Origin of the sequence: Streptomyces sp. NRRL F-5123 (assembly GCF_000721495.1) — a bacterium.
Taxonomy (GTDB): Bacteria; Actinomycetota; Actinomycetes; order Streptomycetales; family Streptomycetaceae; genus Actinacidiphila.
In genome coordinates, this window is sequence record NZ_JOHY01000011.1 from 25,400 (window position 1) to 46,730 (window position 21,331).

22 protein-coding genes are annotated in these 21,331 nt (G+C 72.3%); 9 read left to right on the forward strand and 13 right to left on the reverse strand.

The features are described from left to right. Nucleotides 1-75: 75 nt before the first annotated feature. From IH54_RS0112925 to pstC, 4 genes are read right to left on the reverse strand one after another with little or no spacing between them, the layout of a single operon-like run. Nucleotides 76-2,601, reverse strand: a complete 2,526-nt coding sequence (locus IH54_RS0112925) for a hypothetical protein (RefSeq protein ID WP_031516122.1) — start codon at nt 2,599-2,601, stop codon at nt 76-78. Beyond that, the gene (locus IH54_RS0112930) at nt 2,588-4,273 is read right to left on the reverse strand and encodes a phosphate ABC transporter substrate-binding protein PstS (protein ID WP_031516123.1); all 1,686 of its coding nucleotides are present in this window, start codon (nt 4,271-4,273) and stop codon (nt 2,588-2,590) included. The genes IH54_RS0112925 and IH54_RS0112930 overlap by 14 nt, the downstream gene beginning before the upstream one ends. Beyond that, on the reverse strand, nt 4,270-5,595 hold the full coding sequence (pstA, locus tag IH54_RS39650; RefSeq protein WP_052397375.1) for a phosphate ABC transporter permease PstA: 1,326 nt from the start codon (nt 5,593-5,595) through the stop codon (nt 4,270-4,272). The genes IH54_RS0112930 and pstA overlap by 4 nt, the downstream gene beginning before the upstream one ends. A 34-nt stretch (nt 5,596-5,629) precedes the next feature. Further along, nucleotides 5,630-6,661 carry a phosphate ABC transporter permease subunit PstC gene (gene pstC, locus IH54_RS0112940; protein ID WP_052397376.1) on the reverse strand — a complete coding sequence of 344 codons (1,032 nt, stop codon included), beginning with the start codon at nt 6,659-6,661 and terminating at the stop codon, nt 5,630-5,632. Nucleotides 6,662-7,059: 398 nt separating this feature from the next. Between pstC and IH54_RS0112945 the strand changes: the two genes are divergently transcribed. Further along, entirely contained in the window at nt 7,060-7,452 is a 393-nt protein-coding gene (locus IH54_RS0112945) for a DUF1508 domain-containing protein (RefSeq protein ID WP_107060162.1), read from the forward strand. Between the two features lie 49 nt (nt 7,453-7,501). Here IH54_RS0112945 and IH54_RS0112950 read toward each other — a convergent pair whose 3' ends face one another. From IH54_RS0112950 to IH54_RS0112970, 5 genes are all read right to left on the reverse strand, one after another. Continuing rightward, nucleotides 7,502-8,206, reverse strand: a complete 705-nt coding sequence (locus tag IH54_RS0112950; RefSeq protein WP_031516131.1) for a PH domain-containing protein — start codon at nt 8,204-8,206, stop codon at nt 7,502-7,504. An 83-nt stretch (nt 8,207-8,289) separates the two neighbouring features. Next, entirely contained in the window at nt 8,290-9,042 is a 753-nt protein-coding gene (locus tag IH54_RS0112955) for a hypothetical protein (protein WP_052397377.1), read from the reverse strand. Between the two features lie 2 nt (nt 9,043-9,044). Next, nucleotides 9,045-9,989, reverse strand: coding sequence for an ATP-binding cassette domain-containing protein (locus IH54_RS0112960; protein ID WP_052397378.1), 945 nt, complete (start codon nt 9,987-9,989; stop codon nt 9,045-9,047). Continuing rightward, nucleotides 9,986-10,381 (reverse strand): GntR family transcriptional regulator, encoded by a 396-nt coding sequence (locus IH54_RS0112965; protein ID WP_031516137.1) that lies wholly within the window; start codon nt 10,379-10,381, stop codon nt 9,986-9,988. The genes IH54_RS0112960 and IH54_RS0112965 overlap by 4 nt, the downstream gene beginning before the upstream one ends. A 70-nt stretch (nt 10,382-10,451) precedes the next feature. After that, nucleotides 10,452-10,973 carry an AAA family ATPase gene (locus IH54_RS0112970; protein WP_031516139.1) on the reverse strand — a complete coding sequence of 174 codons (522 nt, stop codon included), beginning with the start codon at nt 10,971-10,973 and terminating at the stop codon, nt 10,452-10,454. A gap of 351 nt (nt 10,974-11,324) precedes the next feature. Here IH54_RS0112970 and deoC point away from each other — a divergent pair, with 351 nt between their 5' ends. Genes deoC through IH54_RS0112985 form a run of 3 tightly spaced genes read left to right on the forward strand, consistent with a single transcriptional unit; the run spans nt 11,325 to nt 14,651 of the window. Beyond that, complete coding sequence (deoC, locus tag IH54_RS0112975; protein WP_031516141.1) at nt 11,325-12,323, forward strand: deoxyribose-phosphate aldolase; 999 nt, start codon at nt 11,325-11,327, stop codon at nt 12,321-12,323. Nucleotides 12,324-12,328: 5 nt separating this feature from the next. Then, nucleotides 12,329-13,768 (forward strand): aldehyde dehydrogenase family protein, encoded by a 1,440-nt coding sequence (locus IH54_RS0112980; protein ID WP_031516143.1) that lies wholly within the window; start codon nt 12,329-12,331, stop codon nt 13,766-13,768. Next, the gene (locus tag IH54_RS0112985; RefSeq protein WP_031516145.1) at nt 13,761-14,651 is read left to right on the forward strand and encodes an aldehyde dehydrogenase family protein; all 891 of its coding nucleotides are present in this window, start codon (nt 13,761-13,763) and stop codon (nt 14,649-14,651) included. Before IH54_RS0112980 ends, IH54_RS0112985 begins: the two co-directional genes overlap by 8 nt. A 37-nt stretch (nt 14,652-14,688) precedes the next feature. Here the strand turns inward: IH54_RS0112985 and IH54_RS0112990 are convergent, their stop codons facing one another. Continuing rightward, nucleotides 14,689-15,045, reverse strand: coding sequence for a hypothetical protein (locus tag IH54_RS0112990; protein WP_031516147.1), 357 nt, complete (start codon nt 15,043-15,045; stop codon nt 14,689-14,691). Nucleotides 15,046-15,242: 197 nt separating this feature from the next. On the opposite strand from IH54_RS0112990, the gene IH54_RS0112995 reads away from it, so the two are divergent. From IH54_RS0112995 to IH54_RS0113010, 4 genes are all read left to right on the forward strand, one after another. Continuing rightward, the gene (locus tag IH54_RS0112995) at nt 15,243-15,857 is read left to right on the forward strand and encodes a uridine kinase family protein (protein ID WP_052397379.1); all 615 of its coding nucleotides are present in this window, start codon (nt 15,243-15,245) and stop codon (nt 15,855-15,857) included. 72 nt (nt 15,858-15,929) lie between these two features. Next, complete coding sequence (locus IH54_RS0113000) at nt 15,930-16,460, forward strand: hypothetical protein (RefSeq protein WP_031516152.1); 531 nt, start codon at nt 15,930-15,932, stop codon at nt 16,458-16,460. 101 nt (nt 16,461-16,561) lie between these two features. Then, nucleotides 16,562-17,668, forward strand: a complete 1,107-nt coding sequence (locus IH54_RS0113005) for a sensor histidine kinase (protein WP_031516154.1) — start codon at nt 16,562-16,564, stop codon at nt 17,666-17,668. Next, a complete protein-coding gene (locus IH54_RS0113010) occupies nt 17,665-18,330 on the forward strand; it encodes a response regulator (RefSeq protein WP_031516156.1) in 666 nt (221 codons plus the stop codon). Before IH54_RS0113005 ends, IH54_RS0113010 begins: the two co-directional genes overlap by 4 nt. A gap of 21 nt (nt 18,331-18,351) precedes the next feature. Here the strand turns inward: IH54_RS0113010 and IH54_RS0113015 are convergent, their stop codons facing one another. The 3 genes from IH54_RS0113015 to IH54_RS0113025 form a co-directional block, all read right to left on the reverse strand. Beyond that, nucleotides 18,352-19,083: a DUF4097 family beta strand repeat-containing protein gene (locus IH54_RS0113015; protein ID WP_031516158.1), complete on the reverse strand. Its 732-nt coding sequence runs from the start codon at nt 19,081-19,083 to the stop codon at nt 18,352-18,354. Nucleotides 19,084-19,214: 131 nt separating this feature from the next. Then, nucleotides 19,215-19,394: a hypothetical protein gene (locus tag IH54_RS0113020; RefSeq protein WP_031516161.1), complete on the reverse strand. Its 180-nt coding sequence runs from the start codon at nt 19,392-19,394 to the stop codon at nt 19,215-19,217. Further along, on the reverse strand, nt 19,391-19,975 hold the full coding sequence (locus IH54_RS0113025; protein WP_031516163.1) for a TetR/AcrR family transcriptional regulator: 585 nt from the start codon (nt 19,973-19,975) through the stop codon (nt 19,391-19,393). The genes IH54_RS0113020 and IH54_RS0113025 overlap by 4 nt, the downstream gene beginning before the upstream one ends. Before the next feature lie 84 nt (nt 19,976-20,059). Between IH54_RS0113025 and IH54_RS0113030 the strand changes: the two genes are divergently transcribed. Continuing rightward, nucleotides 20,060-20,959 (forward strand): alpha/beta fold hydrolase, encoded by a 900-nt coding sequence (locus IH54_RS0113030; protein WP_031516164.1) that lies wholly within the window; start codon nt 20,060-20,062, stop codon nt 20,957-20,959. Nucleotides 20,960-21,331: the final 372 nt, after the last annotated feature.

A 21,331-nucleotide genomic window follows, 5' to 3' on the forward strand; every position in this document is an offset into this window, starting at 1 on the left:
AATATCCTGCCCATGAACAAAGCCGTGGTCAATCAAATTACCACCACTGGAAAAGTGAACGAACGGAATTCGGAACTACCCCAGAATTTCCTTCTTGGGGGCGCGCAAGTCCGTGGAAGGGCGTCGGGGCCGGAAGAGCGAACCGCCTCCGGTGCGAACGGCGCCCGCCCGCATGAGGAGGGGGCCGGCGAGGGAACCCGCGATGCCGGCGACCAGGACGGTCAGCAGCACCCAGCGGACGGCGCCGAGGAGTGCGCCCGGGGTGGTGCCGCCGGTCTCCGCGACGTTGTGGGACGGGGGGGACGCGCCCGGGCCGCCGGTGCCGCCGGCCGCGGCGGCCGGGGCCGATGTCGAGGGGGAGGCGCCGCCGGTCGCGGAGCCGGCCGACGTACCGGCCGTGGAGCCCGGGAGGCCCGCCGAGGAGGAGCCGGACGAGCCGCCGGCGCCTCCTGCCGAACCGCCGCCCCCGCCGCCCGCGCCGGTGTCACCGGCGGGCGGTACCCCCGCCACCAGCCGGTCGGCGGCGGCGAGTGCCTGGTCGTGCAGCGTCTTCGTCAGGGGGGCGTACCCCGGGGGCAGCAGGCCGTTGCCGATGCCCTGTGCCTGTCCCGCGCCGGCCGCGTAGCGCATCAGCGTCGCGTAGTCGGTACGGGAGGCGGAGTCGAGACCCGTGGACGCCGCCGCGTAGGTGACGGAGGTGAGCGGGTATGCGCCCGGGGTCTTCAGCCCGGGGTCCTGGTCCAGGACGCCCGGTACCGCGCCGTCCTTCATCCCGTCCACCGCCTTGTCCAGCGAGTCGGTGGTCGGTGCGACGAACTGGCCGTCGGCGTTGAGGAGTTCGGCGGTGCCGAGCCGATAGGCCGCGGCGGTCGCGGCGTCGGTCAGGCCCAGCATGAAGTAGCTCCCCGGCAGCTGCACGTTCGGGGCGTAGCTCATCGGTATGGAATTCGTGTCCACATTCATGGAGCCCTTGTTGTTCGCGGACCGCACACGGACGGCGTCGTCCCGCAGGTCGTTGCCGTACGGATTGACGGTCACCGCCCTGAGCGCCAGGTTGGGATTCTCCGGGACCGGCGCCCAGGTCGTCGGGTCCGGCTTCGGGAACTCGCTGAGCGACGTCGTGTCCGGCTGGTTGGCGAGGAAATTCGGGTTGATCGTCATTCCCCACTCGTCCGGCCTGCCCGCGAGGAAGGCTTTCGCGTCCGCATCGGAGTTCAGCCACCGCCACAGCATGGCGGCGTAGTCGCTCTGGCCCTGCGGCAATTGGAATCCGGCCCGGCAGCCGGTGAGCGCAGTGCCCTGGAAAGACGGATTGAGCTTTTTGAACTCCGGGTCGTCGTCGACTTTCTGGGGGTTCCGGTCCGTCAGCTTGCCGCGGACGACCTGGCTGTTCGGACCCGGTATGTCGCACTGGTAGGACTCGGTGAGCATCTTCGCGACGAGCCGTGCGTCGAGCCGGACGCGTGGCACCTGCTGCGAGGAGTTCCTGAGCTGGATGTTGAACGCGATGACGAGTCCCGAGACGGCGACGGGCGCGTGCACGACCGGTGGGCTCCCCGGCGGGGGGATCACCGGGTCCTCGACGAATCCCAGCTGTCCGTCCGTTCCACCGGTGAGCACCTGCTGCCGGATGAACGACCGCTGGTTCATGAGGAAGTCGTAGGAGACCTTCTCGCTCGTGCACAGCGTGGGCTGCCAGGACGCCATCGCCTGGCGGATCATGTCCGCGCCGACGGTGGGCTGTGTCTTCTGGTCGATCGTGCAGTAGGCGCCGACGGGCTTGAAGCCGAGGCGGAACTGAATGCGCTGGTCCCAGTTGGTCCGGGAGAGAGGTGAGGTGGCCAGCCCGCCACCGGGAACCGCGCCGTCGGGCTCGTGCTCACCGCGTGGCACGACGACCAGCCAGCACGGCGCGGGCTGGGCTCCGGCACCGGCGACACCGCCGCATCCCAGGTAGTCCGCGTCCGTCTGCGCCTTCAGACTGAAGATCGACTCGCCGGTGCCGTCGACTCCGGTCTGGAGGGCAGCCTGGGCGTTGGTCGTGAGCATGGAGAAGAACTGCCCCATGTCCGTCGTGGTCCTGCCGGTGGCTGACCGGAACGGCAGGGCCTGTCCCGAGGGGCTCGCCGGGAGTGTCTCCCTCGGATCGTCCAGGGTGCCGCCGTTCGTGGGCGCGTAGTGGACCGTCCTCCCCCACGCCGCGAAGCTCGAGGGGATCGCGGCATTCCCCCACTCGCACTGGTCACGGTCGGGCCCGTCGGGCGAGTCGCCCCAGCACTGCATGATCTGGAGGAAGTCGTAGCCGAACTGGCTCTGGCCGGCCGTGGTCGGCGCCCCGCCCGTCCAGGTCACCTTGACGCCCTGCGAGTCCAGGTTCTCGGTCTGGTCGACCGTCACCTTGAGGCCCGAGAAGTCGTCGTAGGGCCCCTTCGTACCGGACTTGGTGACCGAGGAGTCGCCCGTCCCGGCGGCCGCCCGGGCCTGGCCGCCCGCCGGGGCGGGGAGCAGGACCAGGCCGATCGCGGCGAGCAGCGCGGTGAGCAGGCCACCGCTGCGGACGAGCAGCGTGCGCCGCCGCCCGGTGGTGTCATGCGCGCTCATCGCGCCTCCCCTTTCCGCTGATCCGGCGGGCGATGGTGGGCGGGGCCAGGACGACGAGCAGGAGCAGCAGCGCCGAGAGGCCCATGAGCCAGGTCCGCAGCCCCCCGAAGGGTTCGGAGCCGACGGTGACCTCCGAGGCGGTGACGTCCTGGTCGCCGCCGGTCGTACCGGTCGAGTCGCCGGTCGCCAGGCCCGTGTCGGGGTCGACCGCGCCGCCCGAGGTGCCGCCCGCGCCGGAGGACCCGCCCGCGGTGCTCGTGCCGGCCGTGCCGCCGGAGGTGCCCGCGGTGGCCGAGCCGTTCCCCGCGGTCGTACCGCCGGAGGTGGTGGCGGTGCCGGTGCCGCCGGTGCTTCCGCCGGCGCCGGCGGGTTTCAGCGGGGTCTTCTGGTTGCTCGCGCCCGCGGTGCCGTCAGCGCACTGGTCGTTCCCCGCCTTGTCGCAGGGCTTGGGGAACGGCGCGCTCTTGACCAGGGTGTTGGTGCCGTCCGTGGAGAAGGTCGGGTTGTGGCAGCCCTTGATGTCGATGCTCTGGGGCACGGCCCCGGGAATCTTCTTGAGCTGGTCGAAACCGGCCTGCACGAGGTTGATCGGCAGCGCGGAGTACCCGAGCGGGTCGGCCTGGGCCTGTCCCTGGCACAGGAAGTAGTAGCCGAAGGCGGCGAGCGTCTTGCCCTTGGCCTCGGTGAGCGGCGATTCCAGCTTGGTCGGCAGGATGATGTAGCTGTAGCTGGACAGCGGGTACGTCCGCGGGTCGCGGAACGCGTACACGTCGTCCAGGATCTGCGTCAGGTACTCCGAAGAGCCCTTGCTGGTGTTGATGCGCGCCTTGGTCAGCGCGACCGCGACGTTGGAGGCGGTCGGCTCGGTGTAGTAGCCGGCCGCGTTCTCGACCTTCGCGACGGGGAAGCCGCTGGTCAGCGCGTAGGAGTATTCGTCGTATCCGATCGCGCCCTCGGAGTAGTCCTGCCGGATGTAGCCGGACACGCCGAGCGAGCCCTGCTGCGCGATGAAGCCCGTGCCGGGGATCACCGGGAAGTCGGAGGTCTCGCCGCAGGGCAGCGGCTTGCCGGCCCGCCTGCAGTACGCGTTCCACAGGGAGCCCTGCTGCTTGGACATCCACAGCGTGAACTGGGCGGTGGAGCCCGAGCCCTCGGCCCGGACCACCGGGATGATCTTGCGGCTGGGCAGCGTCAGTCGGGGGTTGTCCCGGTGGATCTGCGGGTCGTTCCAGTTCTTGATCACACCGGTGAAGATCTTGGCCACGGTGTTGCCGCTCAGCCGCAGGTTGGTGACCCGCTTGCCGCCGATCTTGAGGTTGTACATGAAGGCCGTGCCGCCCGCGACGATCGGCATGTAGGCGTAGCCGCGCTTCGGCGGGGCCTCCCGCACGCCGAACTCGCTGGTCCCGTAAGGGATCTCGGAGACTCCGAAGTCGGTGACCCCGTCCTTGAACTGCTGGCGGCCCTGGGTGGAGGCGTTGTCGTTGTAGCTGACCGTCATGCCGTACTTGTGGACGCTCGCGATCCACTGCTGGATGGCGTTCGCGCTCCATGTCGAGCCGGAGCCGCTGATGCTGGCGTAGGTGTCCGCGTGCGCCGGGGGCTGCCCGAGGGCCAGCAGCGTGCACAGCATCAGGGCGAGGGCCGAGGCCGCCGCCCGTAGTCTCTTCACGATCCGTCAACTCCCTGTGCGGGGTCGCGCTCTGGGCTGGTGGAAAGGGCGGGTGCCGGACCCGCGGGGGCAGGTGCGGGGCCGCGGAGCGCTGCCCGCTCGGCGAAGCGCTTCCGGTCGCGGCGGGAGGCGAGCACCCGGCGGTGGGTGGCGCGCCTGGTCAGCTCGCCGGGACCGCGGCCGCCGATCACCCGGGCGGTCACGAAGAGGACGAGCACCAGGACCAGCAGAGCCGCCGCGGTCCCGAACCCGCGGGAGACCATGGCCGGTTGGGGGGATTTGACGAACTCGAAGGTGGCCAGCGGCAGCGACACCATCGGCCCGCTGAAGGGGTTGAGGTTGGTCACCGCCGTGACGCCGGCGGTCAGCAGGACCGGGGAGGTCTCGCCCACTCCGCGGGCGGTGCCGAGGATGACGGCGGTGGTGAGGCCGGAGCGGGCGGTGGGCAGCACCACGTGCCACACCGTGCGCCAGCGCGGCGAGCCGAGCGCGTACGACGCCTCCCGCAGGGTGCCCGGCACGAGCCGGATCACCACGTCCGCGGCGCGGATGATGATCGGCAGCATCATCACCGAGATGGCCAGCGACGCGGCGAGGCCGGACAGCGGCACGCCCAGCGCCAGGATCACGGTGGCGTAGACGAACAGGCCGGCGACGATCGACGGCAGCGCCGTCATCGCCTCGACAACGGTGCGGACGAACCGCGCGTAGCGCCCCGGCACCTCGTTGAGGAAGACCGCGCAGAGCAGGCCCGCGGGGACGGTCAGGGTCAGCGCGATGGCGATCTGGATCAGGGTGCCGATCATCGCGTGCCGCATGCCGCCGGCCGTGAGCGGATCGAGCGGCCCGGCCTTCGTCATGTCCTGCGTGAAGAAGTTGGCGTGCGGGAACGCCTTGCGGCCGCTCCACAGCGTGTAGACCACGACGAAGGACAGGGCCGTCAGCAGCAGCACGGCCAGGCTGTGCACGATCACCGAGGCGATCCGGTCGCGGACGGCGGGCCCGTCCTCGTCGAAGGACACCAGCAGCGCGTACAGCGCCAGGAAGAGCAGGTAGGCCAGGACCACGAAGCCGAGGGCGCCGGAGAAGGGCGCGAGCCGGGTGAAGAACAGCCAGGTCAGCGAGAGCGAGGCGGCCGCGGCGCCGGTCACGGCGTAGACGTCGGTGACGCGGACGGTGCTGGTGGTGCGGCGGCGCTCGGCCGCCGGGGGCCGCTCGGTGCGGGTGGGCAGGGTGGTGGGGCCGGCCGGGCGTCTCGCCGGGTCGGGCGGGGACGCGGCGGGAGCTGTCGCGCCCGCGGCGTTCATGGCGTCCGTGGTCATACCGAAGGAACTCCTTGCTCCGCCGATTGCTCGGCTACTCGGCGGTGGCGCCGGAACGGCTGCGGGCGACGATCGTGGAGGCCACGAAGTTGACGACGAGCGTCATGAGGAAGAGCGCGAGACCGGCGGCCATCAGCGCGGACATGCCGAAGGTGCTGGCTTCCCCGTACCGCAGGGCGATCAGCGTCGAGACGGAGCTGGTGCCGGCCTGCAGGATGTGCGGCTGGACCACGAAGACCGGCGAGATGACCATGTAGACGCCGATGGTCTCGCCCAGCGCCCGGCCCAGGCCCAGCATCGTGCCGCCGATCATGCCGCCCTTGCCGTACGGCAGCACGACCGAGCGGATCATGCCCCAGCGGGTGGCGCCCAGCGCGTAGGCGCCCTCGCGCTCGCCGACGGGGGCCTGCGAGAAGACCTCACGGATGATGGAGCAGACGATCGGGGTGACCATCATCGCCACCACGATGCCGGCGACGAAGGTCGACGCGGTGTAGACGGTCGCGGTGGCCAGCGGGTCGTGCGGGTCGGCGTTGGTCACCTTGAACAGCGGGATCCAGCCGAAGTACGTCGCGAGCCAGCGGGCCAGCCCGACCACCTTGCCCTGGAGGAAGAACAGGCCCCACAGGCCGTAGATGACCGAAGGAACCGCGGCCATCAGGTCGACGGTGCTGATGAGCGTGCGGCGCAGCCGGTGCGGGGCGTACTCGGAGATGTAGAGCGCGGTGCCGATCGCCAGCGGCACCGCGATGACCACCGCGACCGCCGCGATCAGCAGGGTGCCGACGATGACGGCGGCGACGCCGAAGTTCCGGGCGTCCGGCTCCCAGGCGGCGGTGGTCAGGAAGTGCCACTTCGCGACCTTCAGCGCCTGCCACGCCCGGAACGTGAGGAAGCCGCCGACCAGCAGCATCACGGCCAGGACCAGGCCGCCGCCGCCGCGGGCCACGCCGCGGAACAGCTGGTCCGGCAGCCCCGAGCCGGCGTACAGCCGGCGCGGCCGGTCGCCGGCCGCCTCGGCGTCGAGGTCGCCGGCGCCACCCGCGGTTCGTGCCCGTGTTCGCATTGTCACGGGTTGACGCTCTTGGCAGGCGATGGCCGGGCCGACACGTCAAAGTGAACGACGGCACCCGTAGGGGCAACTTCCGTTCACCTGGCGGTCCGCCGGGGAACAACGCCGTCAGGCCACGTGCCGGGGCGCGCCGGACCGCTCCCCTGCTGCCGCGCGCACCCGGAGGGGGCAGCGCCCCTGCCCACTCGGGGCACGGTTGCAGTACGTGACCATTCGTGAACAAGGGGCAACTTCACAGTGAAGGATGCCGCGGGTCCGCTGTGATGCAGTCCTTAACTATCACTTGACCCATACATTGCCCGTGCTGCACGACGACTCCCGCGCGGGGCGCGAGGGCGGCCTCGCGGCGGAGCGCCGGTGCTGCGCCGCGACTGTCAGGGTGGGGTGGGGCAATGGCAGGGGACATCGGGGGTGCCGGTACCCGGGGGGCGGGTACGCGGTGCCAGGTCGACATCAACGAGGACGGCTGGTTTTCATGGCGGTTGACCGCCAACAACGGCCGGGTCATCGCGCTGGGCGCGCAGATATACCCGGCCGAGGAGAAGTGCAAGAGCGCCTTCGAGGTGCTCTGCGCGCACGCGGAGGGGCTGCCGGGGGGAGTACGGCACGCCGCCGAGTCGAACGGCTGGGTGTGGCGGATGCGCGGCCCGGACGGACAGGTGGAGGCGGTCTCCGCGCGGGCCTACGAGCGGCACTCGACGTGCCAGTCGGCGTACGAGCGCTTCCGCATGCTGCTGCTGGGACTCGGCGCGGCCGAGGCCGTCCCGTGGGGCGACTCGGCGTGACGCGGCCCCGGGGACGGGGCCAGGGGGACGGGGCCAGGCGTGACGCGGCTCAGCTGATGGCGCCCAGGACGATGAGAACCACCGCGCCGGCGAGGGCCGGGGCGAGGACCTCCCAGCACCAGCGGACCACCGGGGCCGATTCGGGGGCGGCGGGATCGGCGGCGCCCTCGCGGGCCTCGGCCAGCTCGCGCAGTTCGGCGAGCGCCTGGTCGGACCACGCCCGGATCGTCGGGTCCGCGCCGGGGACGGGCGTCGGGCGGCGGCTGTAGGGCGGGCGGGAGCCGCCGCGGCCGGGGGTGAAGGCGTCGTCGCCCGCGGCCTTCGCCTTCGCGTCCTGCCGCGCCGCCCGCTTGCGCGCGCGCAGCGAGACGGGGATCGCCCAGAGCTGGTACTTCTTCTCGCCGGCCAGCAGCTCGGTGGTGTACGACGACCGCACGCCGGCGACGCCCGTCCACGGCACGGTGATCGTACGGAACGGGTTGCGCACCCGGATCCGCTCGGAGTTGGCGAAGACGGCCGGGCGCAGGGTGAGGGCGATGATGATCGGCAGGGCGAGCAGCAGCCCGGCGATGGCGAACCACGGGGTGTGGCCCTTGCCGTTGGCGATCGCGTCGCCGCCGAGCCAGCAGGCGACGACGAGCAGCCCGACCCCGCCGATCATCCCGGCCATGGAGCGGTAGACGCGGTCGGCGTACGCGGGCTGTGCCGGGCCGCCGTCCGGCGGGCTCGGGCGGTCGGACCTCGGACTCGTCATAAGGACCGATTGTGCCCGACGCCCGACGCCCGCCGGGCCACGACCCGGTTGCGTTCCCGTCTCGACCGGTGGCGTACGGACCCCTATACGGCCAGCCTGCGGACGGTGGCCAGCCCGCCGGCGAGCAGGATCACCGCCACCGCGGCCAGGACGGCGGGGAAGAGCGCGGTGACGGTGAAGAAGTGGGCCAGCCGGGTCCAGCCGTGCATCCAGGTGACGGCTGCGGCGGCGAGGGTGAGCAGCACGCCCTGCGCACCGGCGAAGGAGACCGTCCCGACGAGGCCGGCCCGCCGGAAGACCAGGCCGTACCACATGCCGTAGGCGAAGAGCACGACGAAGGCCGCGGTGGCGTTCAGCCAGGCCTGCCACCAGGGGCCGTCGAGGATGCCGGGGACGCGGAAGTAGGCCATGTTCATGCCCCATCCGTCGGTCGCGCGCTCGGCCGCCTGGCCGATCGCGACGGCGGCGCCGAAGCACACCGCCAGCGCGACGGCCAGCAGCGCGGCGCCGAGGAAGTACGTGCGGCGGCTGACGCCGAGCGCGAGGCCGAAGGGCAGGGCCCGCGCGACCGCCTGGACGCCGATCCCGAAGACGACGAGGAAGACCGCGGCCAGCCCGCCCACCCACCGGTGGCTCGCGTGGCCCGCGGGGGTGAGCTGCAGGATCACCGCGTCCAGCACGAAGGCGAAGGCGGCCCAGGCCCAGGGCACGACGAGGTACGTGACGCGGTCCAGCAGCAGGTAGCGGACGACGGTCAGGACGGGGGTGAGGCCGGGGACCGGGGGCACGCCCGCCGGGAGGCTCGCGGACATGGTGGTGGACCAGGTCGTGGGCATGGTCAGACCGTCCCTGCCGGGGAGAGGGTGGCGCGGCTGCCGCTGCCGGCGGCGTGCATCGCGAGCTGCTGGAGGGTGAGCGGGCGCAGGTCGAGCCGCAGGTGCTCGGCGAGCTGCCGGTCGCGGTCGTCGAGGCGGCCGGCCATGACGGCGGTCGTCCGCCCGGCCAGCGCGCGGCGGCTGAGTGTGGTGCGGTCGGCGACGAAGCGCTCGACGCCCGGGGTGGGGCCGGTCACGGTCACGGCGTTGCCCCGCAGGTCGTCGGTGAGGGCGTCCAGGACGAGTCGGCCGTGGTCGAGGATGAGGATGCGTTCGAGCAGGTCGGCGACCTCGTCGATCAGGTGGGTGGAGAGGATGACGCAGCGCGGGTGGGCGGTGTAGTCGGCGAGCAGGTGCCGGTAGAACATGTCCCGCACCACCGCGTCGAGCCCGGCGACGGGCTCGTCGAAGAGCGTCACGTCGGCGTGCGCGGCAAGGCCCAGGATGATGCCGAGGGCCGCGCGCATACCGCGGGAGAGCTTCTTGATGCTGCGGTCCGGCGGGAGCTCGTACGCCTCCAGCAGCTCGGCGGCGAGTTCGGCGTCCCACTTCGGGTGGAAGAGGGCGCCGGCCGCGAGCGCCTGGCGGACCTTCAGGTCGGGGTAGGTCTGGTCCTCGCGGATGAGGGTCGTGCGGCGCAGGACGGCGTCGTTCTCGACCGGGTCCGCGCCGAGGACGCGGATGGTCCCGGCGGAGGCGAAGTCCTGGCCGGCGAGCGAGCGCAGCAGCGTGGTCTTGCCCGCGCCGTTGCGGCCGAGCAGTCCGACGATGCAGGGGCCGTGGATGTCGGCGGTGACGCCGGCCAGCGCCTCGTGCCCGCCGGCGCCGCCGAAGCGGCGGGTGACGCCGGCCAGCGACACGACCGGCTCGCCGGGGCCGGGGCCGGGGCCGGGGCCGGGGCCGGTCACGGCAGGCTCCCCGCGGACAGGCTGACCGCGCCGCGCTCGTCCCGGACGAGCGCGAGCAGCTCCTCGTCGTCGAGCCCGAGCCGCGCGGCCTCGACGACCAGGGGCCGCACGTACCGCTCGGCGAACTCCCGGCGGCGCGCCGCGAGCAGCCGCTCGCGCGCTCCCTTCGCCACGAACATCCCCACCCCGCGCCGTTTCTCCGCGAGGCCGTCGTCGACGAGCGAGGTGAGCGCGCGGGCGGCGGTGGCCGGGTTGACCCGGTGGAAGGAGGCGAGGTCGTTGGTGGACGGGATCCGCTCGTCCTCGCCGAGCCCGCCGTCGGCGATCTGGTCCGCGAGGGAGGCGGCGATCTGGGCGAAGAGCGGCCCGCCGCTGTCCGGGGCTGGTGCCATGAGCTGCGCTCCCTGGGGTGCGTTGGTTTGTTGGTCCACCAACATACCACTGCACCGGTGAAGTGGTCCCCTAGCGAGCCGACCCCACGCGTGCGAGTACCGCGTCCGCCGTCTCCTCCGCGGTGAGCCCGCCGGAGTCCAGGACGTTCTCCTCGTACGGGCCGAGGTCCGCGAAGCCGTCGTAGATGCCGCCGAGGATCTCCCGGTCGGTGAGCGGATGCCCCGAGCGCGCCGTCCCCCGCCCGAGCGCCGTCTCCCGGTCGGGCCGCAGCACCACGTAGACCAGGCCGACCCCCGCTTCCTCGGCCGCCTCCCGGTAGGCCCCCAGGTACCAGGGCCCGACCACCCCGTCCACCACCACGTGGTATCCCCCCGCGGCGTACCCGGCGGCAGCCCGCGCGATGACCCCGGTGACGACCTCGTTCTGCTCCTTCGCCTCCGGCAGGTACGGGGCCACGAACCCCTGCTTGACCGCCGCGTAGAAGTCGTCCGTGTGCAGATGCACGGCCGGCGCCAGCCTGCTCCCGGCGAGGATCCCCGCCACGGTGCTCTTCCCGACCCCCGAGGGCCCACTCACCACGATGATCTCCATGCCCGCACCCTAGGCACCCGTGGCCGGACCGACGGACCCTTTTCTCCGGCGCCCGCGGGGCCTCGGCGGAAGGGCGCGCGGGCACGTCGGCGGGCGGCCGCCACCCGCTCAGGACTTCCAGGCGGCCATGACGCCGAAGGGCCGCAAGCGGCCGCCCACCACCTCGCCCCCCCTGATCGCCCAGATCCGGTCCCAGCTCTGAAGCCCCGCCGGGCAGGGGGCGCGCGGGGCACCTCCCCGGCGGCACCCCGGGGGAAAACCCCCACGGCGGGAGGCCCCGCCACGCACAGCAGCGCCCCCGGAGGGGGGTAGCACCACCGCTACGCGCGTAGATATGCTGGGCTGGTGACCATGCCCAAAGTTCTCCCCGCCCACGCCCCCGGCGCGGCCGCCCGCCTCGCCGGCATGGCGGACGTCACCGCCTCGGACGCCGCCCTGCGCAGGTTCCTGCACGGGCTGCCAGGCGTCGACGCCGTCGGCCTGGAGGCCCGCGCCGCGGGCCTCGGTACGCGCTCGGTCAAGACGACCGCGAAGGCGTACGCCATCGACCTGGCCATATCGATGATCGACCTCACGACGCTGGAAGGCGCCGACACCCCCGGCAAGGTGCGGGCGCTGTGCGCGAAGGGGCTCCGGCCCGACCCCACGGACGCCACGACCCCGCACGTCGCGGCGATCTGCGTCTACCCGGACATGGCGGGCGTCGCCCGCGAGGCGCTCGGCGCCGGCTCGGGCATCGCGGTCGCGTCCGTCGCGACGGCCTTCCCGGCGGGCCGCACGAGCCTGCCGGTCAAGCTCGCGGACACCGCGGACGCGGTCGCCGCCGGGGCCGACGAGATCGACATGGTCATCGATCGCGGCGCCTTCCTGGCCGGACGCTACCTCCAGGTCTTCGAGGAGATCCGCGCGGTCAAGCAGGCGTGTGCCCGGCCCGACAAGACGTCGGCCCACCTCAAGGTGATCTTCGAGAACGGCGAGCTGGCGACGTACGACAACATCCGCCGCTGCTCGTGGCTGGCGATGCTGGCGGGCGCGGACTTCATCAAGACCTCCACCGGCAAGGTCGCCGTCAACGCGACACCGCCGAACACGCTGCTCATGCTGGAGGCCGTGCGCGACTTCCGTGACGCGGTCGGCGTGCAGGTCGGGGTGAAGCCCGCGGGCGGCATCCGGACGTCCAAGGACGCGATCAAGTACCTGGTCATGGTCAACGAGACGCTCGGTGACGACTGGCTCTCCCCCGAGTGGTTCCGCTTCGGCGCCTCCAGCCTGCTCAACGACCTGCTGATGCAGCGGCAGAAGCTCAGGACCGGCCGCTACTCCGGCCCCGACTACGTCACGGTGGACTGATCGCGATGACCGACAAGCTCTTCCCCTACGCCCCCGCGCCCGAGTCGCGCGCGATCGTCGACCTGGCGCCGTCCTACGGCCTGTTCATCGACGGCGAGTTCGCCGACGCCGCCGACGGCCGGGTCTTCAAGTCCGTCTCGCCGTCGAGCGAGGAGGTGCTCGCCGAGGTCGCCCGCGCGGGCGAGGCGGACGTCGAGCGTGCCGTCGCCGCCGCCCGCAAGGCCTTCCCCGTATGGAGCGCGCTGCCGGGCGCCGAGCGCGGCAAGTACCTCTTCCGTATCGCGCGCATCCTCCAGGAGCGCTCGCGCGAGCTGGCCGTCCTCGAATCGCTCGACAACGGCAAGCCGATCCGCGAGACGCGGGACGTCGATCTCCCGCTCGTGGCAGCGCACTTCTTCTACTACGCCGGGTGGGCGGACAAGCTCGCGTACGCCGGTTTCGGTCCCGCCCCGCGGCCGCTGGGCGTCGCGGGCCAGGTCATCCCGTGGAATTTCCCGCTGCTGATGCTGGCCTGGAAGATCGCCCCGGCGCTCGCCACCGGCAACACGGTGGTGCTCAAGCCCGCGGAGACGACCCCGCTCTCGGCGCTGTTCTTCGCCGACATCTGCCGCCAGGCGGGCCTGCCGCGCGGCGTCGTCAACATCCTTCCCGGGTACGGCGACGCGGGTGCCGCGCTCGTCGCGCACGAGGGCGTCGACAAGGTCGCCTTCACCGGTTCCACGGAGGTCGGCCGGGCCATCGCGCGCAGCGTCGCGGGGACCCGCAAGAAGGTCACGCTCGAACTCGGCGGCAAGGCGGCGAACATCGTCTTCGACGACGCGCCCGTCGACCAGGCCGTCGAGGGCATCGTCAACGGCATCTTCTTCAACCAGGGCCATGTGTGCTGCGCGGGCTCGCGCCTGCTGGTGCAGGAGTCCGTGCAGGACGAGGTGCTGGACGCACTGAAGCGGCGGATGGCCCGGCTGCGGGTCGGCGACCCGCTGGACAAGAACACCGACATCGGCGCGATCAACTCCGCCGAGCAGCTCGCCCGTATCACCGCCCTCGCCGAGGCGGGCGAGGCGGAGGGCGCCAAGCGCTGGGCCCCTTCCTGTGAACTCCCCTCCTCGGGCTACTGGTTCGCCCCGACCCTCTTCACCGGCGTGACGCAGGCGCACCGCATCGCCCGCGAGGAGATCTTCGGCCCGGTGCTGTCCGTACTGACCTTCCGCACCCCGGCGGAGGCGGTCGAGAAGGCCAACAACACGCCGTACGGCCTGTCGGCGGGCATCTGGACGGAGAAGGGCTCGCGCATCCTGTCCATGGCGAGCAAGCTGCGGGCGGGGGTGGTGTGGGCGAACACGTTCAACAAGTTCGACCCGACGTCGCCGTTCGGCGGTTACAAGGAGTCCGGCTACGGGCGCGAAGGTGGCCGCCACGGCCTGGAGGGGTATCTCGATGTCTGAGAAGTCCGAGAAGTCCGCACAGCAGGTGCGGCTCACCGTTTTCAAGACCTACAAGCTGTACGTGGGGGGCAAGTTCCCGCGTTCCGAGAGCGGCCGGGTGTACGAGGTGACGGACTCCAGGAGCGGCGGGTGGCTGGCCAACGCGCCGCTCGCGTCCCGCAAGGACGCGCGGGACGCGGTCGTCGCGGCGCGCAAGGCCGTGCCCGGCTGGTCGGGCGCGACGGCGTACAACCGCGGCCAGGTCCTCTACCGCGTGGCGGAGATGCTGGAGGGGCGGCGCGAGCAGTTCGTGCGCGAGGTCGCGGAGGCGGAGGGGCTGTCGAAGTCCCGGGCCGCGGCTGCGGTGGACGCGGCCGTCGACCGCTGGGTCTGGTACGCGGGCTGGACCGACAAGATCGCCCAGGTCGTCGGCGGCGCCAACCCGGTCGCGGGCCCCTTCTTCAACCTCTCCACGCCCGAACCGACCGGCGTGGTCGCGGTGCTGGCCCCGCAGGACTCCTCGCTGCTCGGCCTGGTGTCCGTCCTGGCACCGGTCATCGCGACCGGCAACACCGCGGTGGTCGTCGCCTCCGAGCGCGCACCTCTCCCGGCCCTGAGCTTCGGCGAGGTCCTGGCCTCCTCCGACGTCCCCTCCGGCGTGGTGAACATCCTGTCCGGCCGCACCGCCGAACTCTCCACCCCCCTCGCCGCCCACCAGGACGTCAACGCCCTCGACCTGACCGGCGCCGGCCCCGACCTGGCGACGGAGCTGGAGGCCTCGGCGGCCGACACCCTCAAGCGCGTCCGCCGCCCTTCCGCGGAGGACTGGACGGCGGACCCGGGCACGTCCCGTCTGACGGCGTGGCTGGAGACGAAGACGGTCTGGCACCCGATCGGCGTCTGAACCCGGGCCCCCGTCAGCCCGCCGGCCCCTCGGCCTCTCAGCCCGTCAGCAGCCCCGTCGCCGGGCCGGTGACCGGCAAGGTGCCGAGGGAGCCGCCGTGGGTGACGGGGTCGGTGAGCGTGGTCGTGGACACCGGCTCGAAGTCGGCGACCTGCGAGCCGACCCCGTTGTCCAGGGGGTCGACGCCGGTGTTGGACAGCGGGTCCAGGGTGAGGTTGCGGACGGGGGCGACCGCGGGGCCGAGGGCGCTCGTCACCGCCGAGGCCGGGAGGGCGTCGGGGGCCGCGGCGGGGGCGGCCGGGGCCTGGGTGGCGGCGACCGCCGCCGTGGCCGGGGCGAGGACCGCGGCGGCGGCGGTCATGGTGAGCGCGAGGGCGGTACGCAGTGAGGGCATCGGGACACCTGGGCCTTGCTCGGGGACGTACGACGGTCAGGTGCCCAGCGTAGCCGATCGGGTGCGAAGGGTAGCCGTCCAGCTTGTGGACAGGACTGCCTCGGGCCGTCCACCTGCGGTGTCGCCGGGTGGACGCGGACCGTAGTTATGGGACCGGGCGGGAGCGTAGCGGCGGGGATGCCGGAGAATGGTTTGCCGTGAGTTCATTTCCCGCCCGTGTGATCCTGCTGGCCGGGCCTTCCGGTTCGGGTAAGACCACACTCGCCGCGCGTTCCGGGGTGCCCGTGCTCGGGCTCGACCACTTCTACAAGGACGAGGACGACCCGACGCTGCCGCGGCTCCCCGGCGGCGCGGGCGACTGGGACGCGCCCGCGTCCTGGAACGCCGACGCGGCGGTGGCCGCGATCGTCGCGCTGTGCACGCGGGGCGCCGCGGACACACCCGTCTACGACATCGCCACGAGCTCGGCGACCGGCGTCACCCGGCTCGACCTCGACGGCTCGCCGGTCTTCGTCGCCGAGGGCATCTTCGCCGCCGAGATCGTCGGCCGCGTCCGCGAACTCGGCCTGCCCGCCGACGCGATCTGCCTGCGCGGCCGCCCCTCGACGACGGCCTGGCACCGCTTCGTCCGCGACATCCGCGAGGGGCGCAAATCCGTGCCCTTCCTGCTGCGCAGGGGCTGGCACCTCTACCGCACGGAGCGCGCGATCGTCGCCCGCCAGCTCCAACTGGGCTGCAGCCCCTGCGACTTCACCGAGGCCCTGGCCCGCATCCTCGCGCCCGGGGAAGTGACGGCCGCGCAGGCGGCGTGAGGCCGCTTCTCCACCCCGGGTTCCACCCGTGGGTCCAGGCGTCCCCGGCCCGGTGAGAACAGGCTTGGGGGCATGACAACAACCGAGTGGATCACCGACATCGCCCTCGTCCTCGTCGTCTTCCGGCAGCTGCGGGAAGGCCGGCTGGACCTCAGGAGCTTCCTGATCCCGCTGGGGATCGTGGCCTATGTGGCCCACACGTACCTGGACACCGTTCCCACCGGGGGCAACGACCTGGTGCTGGTGGGGGCGCTCACGGCCGCGGGCGCCGCACTCGGCGTCGCCGGCGGCGTCTGCACCCGGGTCAGGCGCGCGGGCGAGCACGTCCTGGTCAAGGCGGGCGCGGTCGCCGCGATCCTGTGGGTGCTCGGCATGGGTGCCCGGATGGGCTTCCAGCTGTGGACCGAGCACGGTGGCGGCGACGACGTCGCCCGGTTCAGCGTCGCCCACCACATCACCGGCGACCAGGCATGGGTGGCGGCCTTCGTCCTGATGGCGCTCACCGAGGTCGTCACCCGACTGGCCACGATCTTCGTCCGCAGCCGGATGCTGACCGCCGGGAAGCCCGCCCCTGCCTCCCACAGTGTCGCGGTCCGACCGTGAGTTATGGTCTGGCCGTGCCCACCGCCGAGTCCGCCTCCTTCCCCGGACAGGTCCCGCCCCCACCGGCCGCGCCCCGGCCGGTCCCGGGCCGGGACCCCCGGGTGCAGTGGGCCCTGACCGCGGCGGTCATCGTCAGCGGGGCCCTGACGATCCGGCCGATGGGCGTCAGCGGGCGGGGGCTGGTGGTCGCGGTCCTGTTCGCAGTGAACTGCGCGGCGCTGCTGGTCCGGGGTGTTCCCCCGGGCAGGATCCCGATGCGTGCCGCCGTCGTCTGGCTGTCACTGGGCATCCTCGCGGCGGCCGCGCTGATCGGCGTCAGCCGCAGCGGAACGGGCTACCTCTTCGCCTTCTTCCTCTCCGGTCACATCGGATACCGGCTGCCGGCCAGACCGGCCCTCGTCCTGGCGCTGGCCTGCGGCCTGCTCTGCGGCGGCGTCCTGTATTTCGAGATCGGGCCCGGCCACCACCTGCTGCCCTGGGCCGTCGGACTCACCACCGGCGCACCGGTCATGATCGGGATGCTCAACCGCGTCCAGCACCAGGCCGTGGACGCCGCGCTGTCGGCGGCCGAGAGCGCGGAGCGCGCCGCCCGGGCCGAGGCGCAGACCGCCGTACTCACCGAACGCGGCCGGATCGCCCGGGACGTGCACGACGTCCTGGCGCACACCCTGGCCGGGATCAACATGCAGCTGGAACTGGCCGACGCGCTGCTCGACACCGGCGACCTGGAGAAGGTCAGGGCGGCCAACGGCCGGGCCCACAGCCTCGTCAAGGAGAGCCTGAAGCAGGCGCAGTGGACCGTGCACGCGCTCCGCGAGGACGCGCTGCCGCTGGTGGAGAGTCTCACCGCGATGCTGGAGTCGTCAGGCCACCGCGACGCCCTGACCGTCTCCGGCACCCCCGTGGACGTGCCGGCCCGGGTGACCCAGAATCTGCTGCGGATCGCCCAGGAATCCCTGACCAACGCCGCACGGCACGCCCCGGGCGGTGAGGTGCGGGTGGAGCTGGCCTTCACGGATTCCTCGACGGCGCTGACGATCCGCAACGGACGCGCCACCCGTACGGTGAACGCGGGAGCCGGCAGCGGCATGGGGCTGATCGGAATGCGCGAACGCGTCGCCCTGCTGGGCGGCACCCTCACCGCGGGGCCGGTCACCGAGGGACCGGACCAGGGCGGCTGGCAAGTGGAGGCAGTGATCCCGCGATGAGTGAACCCACCGAGAGCCCCCGGCCGTTGCGCGTGGTCGTCGCCGACGACCAGGCCGCCGTCCGCGAACCGCTCGCCGCGGTGCTGGACCTGGCCGAGGACATCGACGTCGTCGCCGCGGCCGCGGACGGCAGCGGCGTACTGGACGCGGTCGCCGCCGGTCCGGTGGACGTCGTGCTGATGGACCTGCGCATGCCCGTGCTCGACGGGATCGAGACCACCCGCAGGCTGAGCGGCGAACACCCCGAGGTGGCCGTCGTCGTGCTCACCACCTTCGCCGACGACGACTCGATCCTGGCCGCCCTCGGCGCGGGCGCCCGCGGCTATCTGACGAAGAACGCCGGGCGCCAGGACATCGTCCGCGCGATCCGCGCCGCCGCGGCGGGCCAGTCCGTGCTGGACCGCGAGGTCCAGGACCGGCTGCTGGCCACCGTCCGCGCCAGACCGGCGGCGTCCGGGCAGCAACTGCCCGCGGATCTCACGCCCCGCGAACGCGAGGTGCTCACCCTGATCGGCCAGGGTCTGCCCAACCGCGCGATCGCCGAGAAGCTCTTCGTGAGCGAGGCGACCGTCAAGACGCACATCAACAACCTCTTCGCCAAGGCCGACATCCGGGACCGGGCCGACGCCGTGCGCCGCGCCATCGCGGCCGGCCTGGCCTGACCTCGCCGTTCCCGGCCGAAGCTAGGCCGCCTTGCGCAGGGTCAGCGCGCCGTTCGACGTCGACAGGTCCAGGCGGTACGCGGCCGAGGGGTCGTCGGCGAGGTCGACGGTCTTCGCGCCGTTCGAGGTCTTCGCCGAGATCCGGTACGCGGCGGGCGCCGCCGTGACGGTGACGCTCGCGTTGGAGGTGTGGGCGCGGACGTCCTGCGGGATCGGCGTCGTCACGGTGATCCTGCCGTTGGAGGACTGCGCGTCGACGCCGCCGCGGGTGCCCTCGACGCTGACCGCGCCGTTGGACGTGCGGACCTTGAGCGCGCCGGTGGCGCCCGTGACGGTGATCTTGCCGTTGCTGGTGTGCACGTCGGCGGTGCCGACGCCTTTGAGGGTGATCGCCCCGTTGGACGTGCCGCCGGCCACCGCCAGCCCGGCGGGCACGGTGACGACGTAGTCGGCGCCGCAGTGCCGGCCGCAGCCGGACAGCCACAGCACGCCCTTGTCCACGTGCGAGGTCGCGCCCGGCTTGTCTCCCCGGTAGTGCACCTCGCGGTGCACGGACACCGCGCTGACCCCCGCCGAACCCTCCACCCGCACCGACCCGTTGCTGTCGTCGATGCGGATCGCGGTGACCTTCTCCCTGACCCCGGTGTCGTCCTGCGCCGTCTTCGACCGCCCGACGTCGCAAGCGGCCAGCCCTCCGACGGCGAGCGCGGCCACCACCGCGCCGGTGAGGATGCGTAGTTGCGGGCGTGCCATGGAATTCCCCCGTACGGAACGAACGTTGCGCCACTGACCGGACGCCTTCGATCGTAGGCACCGCCCGCCCCCGCCTTCGCTGGGGAGAACCCCCCGAAACGCCCCCCTGCGCACCCCCGGCGCCTGGGCGGTCAGTTCCCGGGCGGCTCGATCGCGCGGTAGCGGTGCGCTGCGCCCAGCCCGGCGTTGGTGATCAGCATGGCCGGCTGCGGGTCGGCGGGGCTGATCCCGCCCACGCCCGAACACCGGTAGGTGAGGCTCACGGCGAAGCGACCCCTGTTCTGGTCAAGGGCCTCGAGAACCTTGATCACCGGCGCAGTGCCCGCGCGAGCGCGTCGACGGTCACACCGACGATCGCCCGGAGTTGCTCCGGACTCGACCCGGCCCTACCCATCACCGCGAGAGACTGGTTCACGGCCGCTACGTGCACGGCGAAGTCCTCGGCGTTCTCGTCGGACATTCCGCCGGCCTTCAGCGCGGTGCGCAGGCGCGGGCGCTGCAGGCCGAACAACTCTTTGACATGCTCTGCGACGCTCGGGCTCAGCGCCGGACTCGCCATGACCGACTGGGCCATCAGGCATCCGTCGGGCACGGCAGGGTCGGCGATGCGCCCCAGGGTGACATCGAAGAACGCACGGACGGCGGCGACGGGGTCCTCGGCCGCGCACGAGAGGGCGGCGTCGAACTTGTCGCCGTAGCGCGTGGCGTAGCGATCCAGGCAGCGCAGGAAGAGCGCGTCCTTGTCGCCGAGCGAGGAGTAGATCGAGCTGCGGTTCAGGCCGGTCGCCCGGGACAGGTCGTCGAGCGAGGTGTCGGCGTAGCCGGAGCGCCAGAACTGGATCATCGCGGCGTCGAGCACCGTGTCCATGTCGAACTGCTTCTTGCCTGCCATGCAGCCCATCCTCCCATCTTGGACCGATCAGTTCAAGACGTGCTAGCGTCGAGTGACGGTCCGCCCGCCTGATGGAGGATTCCCATGACCAACCCCGTCCCCGCCCTGCCCCTGCATGACCTGGCCGGATTCACGCACCGCTGGGTCGACGCCGACGGTGTCCGCCTGCACGCCGTCGAAGGCGGTCGGCAGGACGGGCCGGCCGTCGTCCTGCTCACCGGGTTCCCGCAGACGTGGTGGGCCTGGCGAAAGGTCATGCCTGCTCTCGCCGATCGGTTCCGGGTCATAGCGATCGACCGGCCGGGCCAAGGCAATTCCGAGCATCCGGAGCTCAGCTACGACACGCACACGGTCGCCGCGCACATCCAAGCCGCTGTGAACGCTCTCGGCGTGGGGGACTACTGGCTCGCCGGGCACGACATCGGCGCCTGGGTCGCCTTCTCCCTCGCCCTGAACCACGAGAGCCGACTGCACGGGGTCGCGCTGCTCGACGCCGGAATTCCCGGTATCACCATGCCGGAAGCCATCCCTCTCGACCCGGCTCTGGCGTTCAAGACCTGGCACTTCGCGTTCCACGTGGTGCCCGGTCTTCCCGAGACGCTGATAGCCGGCCGCGAGCGGGAGTACGTCAGCTGGTTCCTGAAGACCAAGTCCCTCGCGCCCGACGCTTTCGAGGAAGCAGAGCTCGACCACTACGGCGCAGCCCTCGCCGTCGATGGCGGCCTGCGCGCCGGCCTCGCCTGCTACCGCGATGCCGCCGAGTCCGCGCGCAAGAACCACGCGGCGCTCGAGCGACGGCGACTGACCGCGCCCGTCCTCGGAATCTCCAGCAGCCACGGCTCGATCCCGGACATGGCGGCCTCCATCAGCCCGTGGGCCGAGAACGTGACCGGCGTCATCGTGCCCGACGCCGGTCACTACATCCCCGAGGAGCAGCCCGAGGCCGTCGCCGCGGCCCTCACCGACTTCTTCCGCGGCCGTTAGTCCTCCAGCAGGAGGGCGATCCCCCATTGCCGTCGGGGCCGTCAGTCACGGGCGGCCACTCACCGGCCGCCCGTGACCTGCACCGGGCCGCCCACCTGCGGCACGATCCCCAGGATCTTGCGGTAGTCGCCGGGCAGCCCGCCCTCGTCGGCCGCGTCGCCGCGGCGTGGGATACACGGTGGACGTGGCCGTGCACGCCCTGATCCTTGACACCCCGCTGTAATTCGCGCTGTGCGACAACAAGGTGCTCGACAGCCACTTCGGTGAACGATGTCGGAAAGCCGTGTGCGGGAGAACTGCATGCATGGTTTGAAGCGGCGGGGACTGGAAACGGAGCGGAAGCCACCGCGCCAGTCCCCGACCCTACTAAGA